This window comes from Candidatus Neomarinimicrobiota bacterium (assembly GCA_030743815.1).
In the GTDB taxonomy this organism is placed as follows: Bacteria; Fidelibacterota; Marinisomatia; order Marinisomatales; family S15-B10; genus UBA2146.
Genome location: JASLRT010000097.1, coordinates 26,151 through 37,038, shown reverse-complemented (window position 1 = coordinate 37,038; position 10,888 = coordinate 26,151). Strand labels below are relative to the sequence as shown.

Annotated in this window: 9 protein-coding genes; 1 reads left to right on the top strand and 8 read right to left on the bottom strand. The window is 50.6% G+C overall.

All coding sequences use genetic code 11. The features are described from left to right. Together QF669_08410 and QF669_08405 are read right to left on the bottom strand one after the other, a co-directional pair. On the bottom strand, positions 1–229 hold a 229-nt coding region (locus QF669_08410; GenBank protein ID MDP6457455.1), incomplete at its 3' end, for a hypothetical protein. Positions 230–392: 163 nt separating this feature from the next. Next, positions 393–2,273, bottom strand: coding sequence for a sodium:solute symporter family protein (locus tag QF669_08405; GenBank protein ID MDP6457454.1), 1,881 nt, complete (start codon positions 2,271–2,273; stop codon positions 393–395). A 165-nt stretch (positions 2,274–2,438) separates the two neighbouring features. Between QF669_08405 and QF669_08400 the strand changes: the two genes are divergently transcribed. Then, a complete protein-coding gene (locus QF669_08400; GenBank protein MDP6457453.1) occupies positions 2,439–3,503 on the top strand; it encodes an SRPBCC family protein in 1,065 nt (354 codons plus the stop codon). Positions 3,504–3,510: 7 nt separating this feature from the next. Here the strand turns inward: QF669_08400 and QF669_08395 are convergent, their stop codons facing one another. The 6 genes from QF669_08395 to QF669_08370 form a co-directional block, all read right to left on the bottom strand. Beyond that, complete coding sequence (locus tag QF669_08395; GenBank protein ID MDP6457452.1) at positions 3,511–4,134, bottom strand: dienelactone hydrolase family protein; 624 nt, start codon at positions 4,132–4,134, stop codon at positions 3,511–3,513. 54 nt (positions 4,135–4,188) lie between these two features. Continuing rightward, entirely contained in the window at positions 4,189–4,635 is a 447-nt protein-coding gene (locus QF669_08390; GenBank protein MDP6457451.1) for a dihydrofolate reductase, read from the bottom strand. A gap of 8 nt (positions 4,636–4,643) precedes the next feature. Continuing rightward, positions 4,644–5,921, bottom strand: coding sequence for a pitrilysin family protein (locus QF669_08385; GenBank protein MDP6457450.1), 1,278 nt, complete (start codon positions 5,919–5,921; stop codon positions 4,644–4,646). 39 nt (positions 5,922–5,960) lie between these two features. Continuing rightward, entirely contained in the window at positions 5,961–7,259 is a 1,299-nt protein-coding gene (locus tag QF669_08380) for a pitrilysin family protein (protein ID MDP6457449.1), read from the bottom strand. A 63-nt stretch (positions 7,260–7,322) separates the two neighbouring features. Next, the gene (locus QF669_08375) at positions 7,323–10,070 is read right to left on the bottom strand and encodes a pitrilysin family protein (GenBank protein MDP6457448.1); all 2,748 of its coding nucleotides are present in this window, start codon (positions 10,068–10,070) and stop codon (positions 7,323–7,325) included. Between the two features lie 133 nt (positions 10,071–10,203). Beyond that, positions 10,204–10,875, bottom strand: a complete 672-nt coding sequence (locus tag QF669_08370; GenBank protein ID MDP6457447.1) for a hydrolase — start codon at positions 10,873–10,875, stop codon at positions 10,204–10,206. Between the last annotated feature and the right edge of the window lie 13 nt (positions 10,876–10,888).

The following is a 10,888-nucleotide window of genomic DNA, read 5'->3' as shown; positions in this document are numbered from 1 at the left end:
CATAATTATACTCACTGGCTGTACCAGTATACATGACACTGTATAATCCCCAAAATTTGATCATACCTTTTTCTAAGCGGGTTTGATGAATTTTCTTCCATATCTTTTCTACTTCTAAATATTCTTGCGTATTACCCGGTTCAACTTTCATGTAGCTTACCACGGCAATGGTTTGGGCAGATAGAATGGTTGAGAACAGAATTGTAAGGACGGCTGACATTTTTTTCATAATGAGACTCCTGTTATCTAATTAGAGGAATTTAACATAATATTCGTATTGTCCGAATCTTAAATAAACCTAACAGTGAAAATTTAATGTTTTGCGGAACACCGCAAACACAAAATTCCGCTACCGGGCTAGGGGGTTCTTCATTTTTCCGCTGATTTCTCCTTCAGTTAAACCGTTCCCGGTGCGTCGCCTCTACCTTCTGCGGATCGATTGGTTCTGAGAGCCCCATATGGAACGCCAAGAACCACATGACGAAAATGCCGTACACCAAGAACAGAAGCTGCCACACCCATAGAGACGGAAGTCCGAACGGAGCCCACGTGGCGGGCTGGTTAGGATCAGAGAACAACGTATTCCCAATGGTGGCGAACGGCCCAAATCCGACCAGAAACCAAACGAGTGTCAATCCCCACGCGAGGGACACCCTCTTTTTTCTCTCCGGCGTCAACCCTGAAACAGCCTGGAGAAAGGCGTGGCGTTTGTCCTTCCGTTTTCTGTCGTCATCTGTGTCGCCTGAGAATTTCGACACCGCCAACGCCACCACCAGATTAAAGAGTATCCCCCAGCCTGCGCTGTGGATGGTAAGGGGATAGGCACCCCACGGCAAGCCAAACCATGCGGACGTTCGATCTGTCAGCGTCACCACTACAAGGCCCATAACAAGGCCGGCCACGACGCCCTTCCGGGTAAATTGAGGGAAGTAACAGATGCCCATGAGGGCTGGATACATCTGAAATCCGTAGGCCACTGCAAGTCCGCCTAACATGACGATCGCCTGCGTCGATTTCGCTGCTACGATAAGGGCCGCTCCTGTCACCAGAACAACGAATATCCTTCCACTCAACTTCTGAATTTTGTCTGATGCCTCCGGAGAAATATACTTTTTGTAGATATCTCGTGTTACCATGCCGCTGAATGTTGACATGTACGCCGCGCCGGTACTCTGCATGGCCGCCAGAGCACAAACCGCTAGGAGTCCTACCAGCCAAGGGGTAGAGTCGGAAAGCAGATTAATAAGCTGTGGCACGAGGTTTTTGTCGTTGGCACTCTCCAGAACACCTCGGGCCACCAGAACATTGCCCCCCATTCCCTGAAAGATTGTGAATGTGAACAGGATTAGACCAATAACCAGAGATGAAGCCGCCACCTGCTGCCAGCGAAATGACCGGCTTGTCTTATTGGAGAAAGCCCACATTGAAAAAGCTGGAGATGACTGAATCCCCATAAGGGCAAACATGTAGGTCATACACATCATGCCGGTCCACGTGCCGCCAGCTGCCTTGGAGCCCGACGAGACGAATTGAATGCTTCCCGGAATAGCTACAACTGGAGAGTGGCCTGCTGGTGTTAGGTTACCATTTGTAGCACTGTCGTTACGCACAAAATCTGCTATGCCGGCCGTAAACCCCGACCAACCGCCGGAGAAATGAATAGCAATACCACCGAGGATAGAGATTCCAAGCGCCAGCAGAACACACTGAACACAATCGACATAGGCTACCGATCTGAGGCCGCCAGAAGCGACATAGATCATCACCACTACAGATAGGGCGAACATGCCGAAGTTGACGCTGACCATCCCGTCTGTTAGCACATTGAACAGATCCCCGGAGGCCCGCAGTTGAACACCTAAATATGGAACGCTAAAGAGAAACGCCACCAATACTGTCAGGAGTCTGATAGCATTGCCACCGTAATAGTCGCTGTACATCTCGCCCGGAGTGATGTATTTGAACGCCCGGCCCAAAACCCACTGCCTCCTAAGAAACAGAACACCGGTAAATGGAATTGTTAAAGCATAGAAGGATGCAAAAGCATAGGGCAATCCGTCCGTCAGGATCTTGCCGGGATGGCCGATAAATGTCCAGCCGCTGAAGCTGGTTGCTGTGGCCGCCAGAACAAAAACCCAGATTCCGATAGAGCGGCCCGCAAGAAAGTAGTCAGCTGAGGTGCGGGAACTCCTCGCCCCCTTTACACCCCAAAAAAGACAGTAGGCCCAGTAGATGCCTACAAAGGTCATAAGCCAGATGAGTTTGGAATCCATGTCTGCTCTTTCCCCCTGCTTGGCTGGCTGAAATAATAGCCGATCATTTTTTAACAGACAAGTGATTCTTCGCTACAAAATCACTACAGGAAGAGTCCTTTCATTATTAGATTTCACCCCTAAAAAATCCAGGGAAATGATCAGAAATCAGGGGAGATATTCACCATGTTAGCCGGTGCAAGCATCGCTCTTCTTGCTGTAATCTTGTACTTCATCCAACAGGCGTCTCAAGATCAGCACCTCGATCTTGACTGCTCTGTCAGCTTCCACCCTAGAGCGACCTCAGCTGTGGCACAGATGGATGTTGGTGCCCCCGCCGAAACCGTGTGGAGAACTCTCACCGATCTGGCGAATTACAACCTTTGGTTCCCATGGATTAAGCGCGTTCGTGTTACAAATGAGAGTGCTGTGCGTTGGGCTCACCGCCACTCTCTGCTAGAATATAGAATGGAAGTGGGAAGCCGTTTTAAGATTAAGCCCTTCTTCGGTGCACCTTTTGTTCCTTGCCGCTTCGTCACCATTGATCCCTGCAGAACCCTTAGCATGGAGATGCGCTTCTTTCCCTTCAACCGTGAGATTGTCTCCTTCAAACTAAAACCGTACACCAACTGTCTTGAAGTTAATTATCACTCCAGCAACAACACCCTTCTCGGCTTTATTACCGCAGCTATGTTTTCGTGGCGTGGAAAGGACGTCCTGCGAAACCTTGTCGAGGCACTGCCCGAGGCGCCGGAAGCTGAGGTGGCGGCTGAAGCAGCGCCCGCTCAAGAAAAGATCATTATCAATGACGCATTCATCGACGCTCTGGTGGCAAAGGCACTAGCTGATGGGATGGATCTATTGAATAACATTACGGAGAAACCTTTGCGGGCAAAGGCGAAATCTGCCTATGTAAAAGCCAAGCGAGCCGGCATCACCCCTGATGCGACACCTGAAGCTGTTGAAATAGTTAACCAGTTTATGTTAGGCGGGGGCGTCCCCTCCACTGCGGCGAGCGCAACAGAGCTGGCGCCCGCTGCCGAAGTCGGCGAAGAAGCCAGAATCAATCAGTACGTCCTCAAGGGGCTCGATGGCGATATAGAGATCATTAACGCAATTGAAGATAGAACCTTCCGCGCAAAAGTGAAGTCGGCTCTTGTAAAGGCGAAGCGGTCAGGTGAACGGCCCGAGGTTCCTGTAGACGCTCCTTCTCTGGATTACACGGCTACTCTGGCTTCTACAACAAAGTAACCATAATTTAAGAGAGAACCCTTTTTATAAACTGCTGGACAGCAGACAGTTCTTCCTGTACAATTTCATGCGCCTTGGGATACTCATGCCACTCCACATCGAACCCTACCTCACAAAGCGTCAGGACTGACGACTTACTCGGCTCAAACGGCAGAAGCGGATCGTGGGTGCCGTGGGCGGCAAAGATGGGTACGTCCACATGGAGATTCTTCATCTTGCGTACTTTCTCTGTCTCCATCAGGAACCCGCTCAAAGCAACAACGGCACCCAACCCTTTCTCATGGTTCAACATCACATCAAGACTCATGCTGGCCCCCTGAGAGAATCCCAGCAGAATAACCCTACTGCGGTCAATTCCTCGAGATGAAATCTCTTCGATGGCAGAGATTATCTTTCGCCTGCTGGCGAAGCGTTCCTCTTCAAGATGTTCGTTTGGAGGAATTGCGAACCACCCCCTGCCCTGTCCCATCGTTCCCGGCACTTCACACTCTCCTTCAAGAAAAACGAGTTGCACATTGTTAAATCCCAGACTTTGACCAAGCGGAACAAGGTCGCGGCCGTTGGCACCCCAGCCGTGCAGAAAGATGATTGCGCCGGCGGCTGGTTCATCTGTTGGTGGAATCTCGAACATTTAATAGATCACACCTAGGTTCGGTCTGTGGAATTACTCCTGTTAGGTCTCACGCTACAGAACCTTATACTGGAGCTGATAGATTCCCCTTTCGCTATTCACATCCACCAATCTCTTGAATTCCAGCCGCATGTCGTTATCAAGATGGCTGAACAGCGGTAGAGAGTTGCTGGAGAACACCTGGGGATGAACCGTCAGAAAGAGATGTGTCAGGAATGGTGCAAAACGACTGTATGTTCTTGCTCCGCCGACGATGAAACACTTTTCTGTTTTGACTTGTCCCAATACTCTTGAAGGGTCCATATCGCGATGCATTACCACCGTCTCTCTCCCCTCCAGTTCCGCGGCCAAGGTGTTCTCAGTGTTTGACCCCATCACAACGGTCTGGCCCATCGTCTGTTCTCTGAAGAGGTGGAGATCTTCTGACCACTGAATCACCTCTTCAGCGTGGTGCGCAATCATTCCGTTAGCAGTAATGGCTGCCGTAAGAATTACGTCCACAACGGCTATTACTTGTTTGTAGCGCCGGCCACCACTGTTACCAGCTTCCCGCTGTCACAATAGCCTCTGATGGCCTTGTTCACCTGGTCCAATGTTATTGCACCAATTCTGTCTGGATAGCTGTCTATGTAATCCAGCGTGCGACCGCGCTCAACAGTTGTGAGGATCCGCCCGGCAAGGCCGGCAGTTGTTGCAAGGCCGACCCTATACATTCCACCAATTGTCGTTTTCTTTCTTGCCAGCTCATCCTCAGTGACCCCGTTCTCAATCCATTTTTTCAGCTGCTTAACCGCCGATTTTCGTCCCTGAGCCGTCAGTTCTGGAGCAAAAGTCCCCCAGACGTACCAGTAGCCATCATTTCCATTGTCAACCCCCGCAACGATGGCCTGGATTCCATACGTCAGTCCTTCCTGGTCGCGTACCGTTGACATGAGGCGGGCTGAAAAATTTCCGCCCAAGATGAAATGCCCCAGCATAAGAGGATGGAACTCTTCATGGTCCCGATCAATACCGATCGGCTGACCAAAAACCGTGTCTGCACTTGTTTTGCCTTTCATCTCAATCGTTTTGTCTACCGGCTCACCAATTGTGTTGGCTACGACTTCATCCTGCCGGGCGATTGATAGCGGCGACATTTGCCACCCTGAAAAATGTCTTTTTACACCGCCTGTAATTTTTTCATGATTTACGTCACCCACAGCAACGATCGTAAGCTTCCTGGTGCCGTAATTGTCCCCGTGGAATTTCTTCAGTTCCTGCGCCTGAATTGCTTTTGTTTCGGCAAGCTGTCTCTCCATAGGGGTGTAGAAGTTGGGGTGGTCTTCAGGATAGAGTGTCTGCAGGAACGCTTCCATTGCACGCGCTCTGGTGTCCTCTGAGTGCTTTTTCAACTCACCTACCCTGCGCTTAATTAGAGTGTCAAGTTCTCTCTTTTTGAAGGCTGGTGTCCTAAGTTGCTCAGCCAACAGTTCCAGAACGACACCTACATCTTTTGATAGACATCTGGCACCAAAGCGCACGCGGTAATTATCAGAACTAAATGTGAGGGCCGCGCCCACATTTTCCAAGGTCTCGCTAATAGCAAACTTGTCCCTCTCTTCTGTGCCCTGATCCAGCATAGACGCCGTCATTTCAGCCACAGCGCTGTTGCTGTCCGGACTAAACACCTCGCCTCCCAACAGACTGCCGGTGATAGTGACAACATCCCGCACTCCCGTCTCCAAAGAGAGGACCCTGACTCCATCAACAGGCGTAACGTCATTTATCTGTGGCGCGATCAAATCCATTTTTCGTTAGCTGGTGTTCTTTCGGTTTTCCGCCCAGGTCTACCCTTCAGCCTCGCCCGCCTGCGTGGGAACAAAGTGACCCACAGTACTCGTATCCTCTATAAGATATGTTTTACATGCGCGCTGTACATCCTCTACCGTTACCTGTTCTATCCGCTCCAGATACGTCGTATAAAAGGTCCAGTCGCCCAAGGCAATCGCCTCATTCAGGTGGCTGGCAATCGAGTAAGAGCCGTCACGGCTGAAAGCTGTCTCTGCCCGTATTCTAGTTTTCGCTTTATCAACCTCTTGCTTCTTAACACCCTTTTCCTTAAGACTCTCATATTCATCCCAGATTAATTTCTCTACCCGCTCCGGTTCTGTGCCGGGGGTTACAAAAGCATAAGTAATAAAAAGTCCGTTGTCGTGGAGCGGGTGGGCCCAAACGGAAACATCTGTAGCCAGCCCACGATCCATAATGCTTTTGTAGAATCTGCTGTTTTTCCCAGATGTGAGAATGGATGCCAGCACCTGAAGTACATAGCTGTCGCCGTGGCGCCCTTCGGGTGATTTATTAGCGATGCCCACAATCGGCACCTCGCCAGCCCGCTTCAGAACGACACGCCTCTGACCCTCTTGCTCAGGTTCAGTTGTATACATCACCGGAATCTGTTGCGTAGACCTACCTATCGACCCGAAATGTTTTATCACCAAGCCCAAGGCTGTTTTCCCCTCAACGCCCCCAACAATGCTTACCGTGGCGTTGTTCGGCCAGTAAAATGTGTCATAAAACTGTCGCAGGCGTTCCGTGGAAACGTTCTCAATGTCCGAGCGCCAGCCGATTGTAGCGTGGTGGTAGGGGTGGGCCTGATAGGCGGTGGCCCAGATATTCTTGTCCAGCACTTCGAACGGTTCATTTTCGCCGCGCTCGAATTCGTTACGCACAACCGTCATTTCGGGCTGGCGGTCTTCGTCCCGCAGGAACGCGTGTCGCATCCGATCTGCCTCAATAGAAATTGCTTTTTCAAGGTGCTCACTGGGGAGAAGTTCGAAGTAGTTTGTCCTGTCGAACCACGTCGTCGCATTCAGAACAGCGCCAACGTCCTGTAACACTCTCCAGATTGTCTTGCTGTTATCCTTACTATAATTCGTCGATCCCTTGAACATAAGATGCTCCAGCAGATGAGTTGCACCAGTATGTCCTATCGCCTCATTGCGGGACCCCACCCGATATGTCACCATAAATGTTACCACCGGCGCCGAGTGGTCTACCATAGACAAGACCGTTAGATCGTTTTCTATTAGGCGGTATTCTTTGATTCCGCCCGACTCCTTTATGAACTCAAACCCTTCTGTCATACATGCCTTCTATATTGTCAGGAAACGCTTTGGTTTGTGAGATACTTAAGCCCGGGAAGCCAACTATTCTCCGCCCACCGTAATGATCTGAACTTCGCCGTACCCCAGTTCTTTGATTCCCGCTTCTATCTTCTCCCTATCCCCCACAACCAGCCACGTCAGTCTGTCAGGGTAGAGCACGTTCTTAGCCACCTGAGATATCTCGGCGATATCTAGCCCACGAACCAGACCGGGATAGGTTTCATAGTAATCCTCAGGAATTCCGAACTTGACCATTTCAACAATGGCTCCCGAAACTGCATTCATGGTCTCGAACCTGCCCGGCAACCGCAGCGTCTGGCTCTTCTGCGCTTTTGACAGCTCTTCTTTTGACGCCGGATTCTCTCCTATGATTCCCCGCAGTTCCTTGTTCAATTCTACCAAGGACTCCTTTGTCTTATCTGTCTGCACTGGAGCATAGGCGAAGAACATGCGCTGACCCTTGGCCTCCCAGAACAAACTCCTGGCACCGTAGGACCAGTGTTTGTCCTCCCGCAGGTTCATATTGATACGAGAGGTAAAAGCGCCTCCCAGAATGGTATTCATGGTCTCAATTCTTATTTCATCAGGATTATTCGTGGGCGGCGCCAAGTGTCCCGCGATGATGATAGACTGAATTGCCCCTGGTTTATCCATGAGATAGACCCTCGACTGAGCGGGAAGGGACACCTCTGATATATTCTTTCCAGGTAACTCCGTCTTCTGCTTCCAGTCACTGAACAGGTTCTCCAAGCTGGTAACCAATTCATCTACCGTAATATCTCCAACGGCTACCATGGTAGCGCCTTGGGGTTGAAGCCAACTGTCGTGAAAGCTGACCAAGTCGTCCCGGGTCATGGACTCCGTCGACGCTACTGTTCCGCTGCCAGTCAACGGGTTGCTATAAGCGTGCCCCTCGCCATACAACAGCGCTGGCAGGACACGAAGGGCCATGGTTATGGGTCTTGTTTCTTCTTGCTTGATGGAAGCAAGCCGCTGCTTCTTCAGCCGCTCAAGTTCATCCTTGGGAAAAGTGGGGTTGAGGATTACATCTGCAAAGACATCCAAAGAGGCGTCGAGATTTTCCTTCAGCGCTGATAGAGAGACGATGCATATATCCAAGTCTGCCCCCGCACTTACTTGTGCTCCCAACACCTTAAGTTCGTCACTAATCTCGAGCGCGCTTCTACTATTAGTCCCTTCATCCAGCATCAACATGGACATGCTGGCTGTTCCGGCGAGGCCAAACTGGTCCGCCGCATAGCCCGCATCCACCACCAGTGTCAGACTCACCACAGGAATCTCATGACGCTCAGCGAGAATGATTTCCAGGCCGTTTGAGAGAGTTACCTTCTGGATATCGGGCAACTCAAGAGCGGGAAACCCTCCCACGTCCGGTAACTTCGAACGGTCTACATCTGTCTCAGTGGTCATGTGCTTGGGAAAGGGGTGAATCTCCAGAATGTATACGCCGTCAGAAAGCCACTTCATTGCTGTCTTCTTCAGATCGTTCCTGGAGGCGGAGGCGATCCTCTCCAGCGTCACTTTGTAGTGATCGGGAGTTCCGCCATACACTTCGTTCCTGGCAAGGATATCAGACTTGCCGCCAAAGCCGCCTATCCTTTCGATACCTCTGATGAACCTCGCCCTGTACTGTGTTTTTATCCGTTCCATCTCACGCTTCGTGGGGCCTTTCCTTAGAAAGGTCGCGATTTCTTCATCAAGAGCCTTTTCAACCTCCGTGAGATCTACGCCCTGTTGCGCAGTGGCCACGATAGCGAACTGTCCACCAATTTCGCGCAGATCCACATAAGCATTCACATTAGTTGCAATCTGGTCTTCGTACACCAGCCGCTTGTACAGGCGTGAGTTCTTTCCCACCGCCAGGACGTCACTTACCAAGTCAAGATAATCGGCATCAGCGGAGCCCCACTGAGGAATGTTCCAGACCTTGTAAATCCTCGGCAACGGAACTCGATCCTGAGCAATCTGCCGATGCGTACCCGACATTTTGGCAATCCACATGTCCTGCCTTTTCACCGGCGGGCCAGGCGGGATCGTACCGAAGTACTCCTCAGCCTTCGCTTTGGCCGCCTCCGCATCAATGTCGCCAGCGATGGCGATGACAGCGTTGGCAGCGCCGTAGTAGTCCTTGAACCACTTATGCACATCATTCAGCTCAGCGGCATCTAAGTCCTCCATGGAACCGATCACTGTCCATGAATAGGGGTGCCCCTTCGGGAAGGTGTTCTTGGTAATCAGTTCATAGGCGATCGCATACGGCTGGTTTTCCCCTTGCCGCTTTTCATTCTGAACGACGCCGCGTTGCTCATCTAATTTATCCTGGTCTATCGCGCCGAGAAGATGGCCCATTCGGTCAGATTCCATCCACAGTACTAAGTCCGTGGCGTTAGACGGTACGTTCTGAAAGTAGTTTGTCCGATCTTCGTTCGTGGTCCCGTTGAGGTCAGTAGCACCTACTTTCTCTAAAGGAATAAAATAGTCGTCATTGAAATTCTCTGATCCGTTGAACATGAGGTGCTCAAACAGGTGTGCGAAACCCGTCCGGCCCGGCTTTTCATTCTTTGATCCCACATGATACCAGACATTTACGGCAACGATGGGCGCCTTGTGGTCCTCATGGATGATGAGCGTTAATCCGTTGTCCAAAACGTGTTTCTCGTGCGGGATGTCAATCTCCTCCGTCACTGGAGTAGACCAACCAATTGCCGCTGCAAACACAGCCACTAGCAGCATCACAGGGGTGTGGGTGCGTTTCATGGGTGATATCATGGTTGTTCTCCTTTTATTCAAACCAATAGCCTGGTAAATGCGTCATTATTCCAGCTGCCTGTGACAGGAATTTCCCCTTCAACAACCTATATGACAACGTTCAATTGCTTGGGCTTGGCCTGAAGATCTTATTCTATTTGATGGTGCCGGCGATTGCTTTAAATGTGTCACCTTTGGCCACCCTCTGAAGTTCAAAAAGAGCCATTTCCACCGATGTCAGCTGCGCGCCCATCCTCCCCATTTTTGTCACGGCCAAGCGATAGTTTGATTCTTTTCGTGACATGGTAGCGTCTGTCACCAAATGGACATCATAACCTTCTTCTACTAGATCAACAACTGTCTGATAGACACACACATGGGCCTCAATGCCGCAAACAAGTACTTGCTTTCTGTTATGTGTTCGCAAGCTTTCTTTTACAGCAGCATCACCGAGACAGCTGAAAGCGATCTTCTCCAGTTTTTCGTTATCTTTCAGTAACTCTTGAACAGAGGCGATCGTTGGGCCGAGCCCCCTCGGATACTGTTCCGTCCAGATAATGGGTAACTTCAATATCTTCGCCCCTGCAACAATACGATTAATGTTTTCCTCCGTCTCAACCTCCTCGTGCATGGTGGCGAAAATCTTTTCTTGCACATCGATTACTAACAGCAGTGCTGTCTCGGGAGAGAGCCTCATGTGGTCTTCAGCTTGACCACTGGCTTTCTTGAGGATAGGTGCCATAATTTGTACAGCATCCTCAGGACTCATCTGAGCCACCGCGTTGAAGAATAGTTTCCAAGCCAACTGCCTATGAGGCTTGTCCATCTTATCAGGTAGG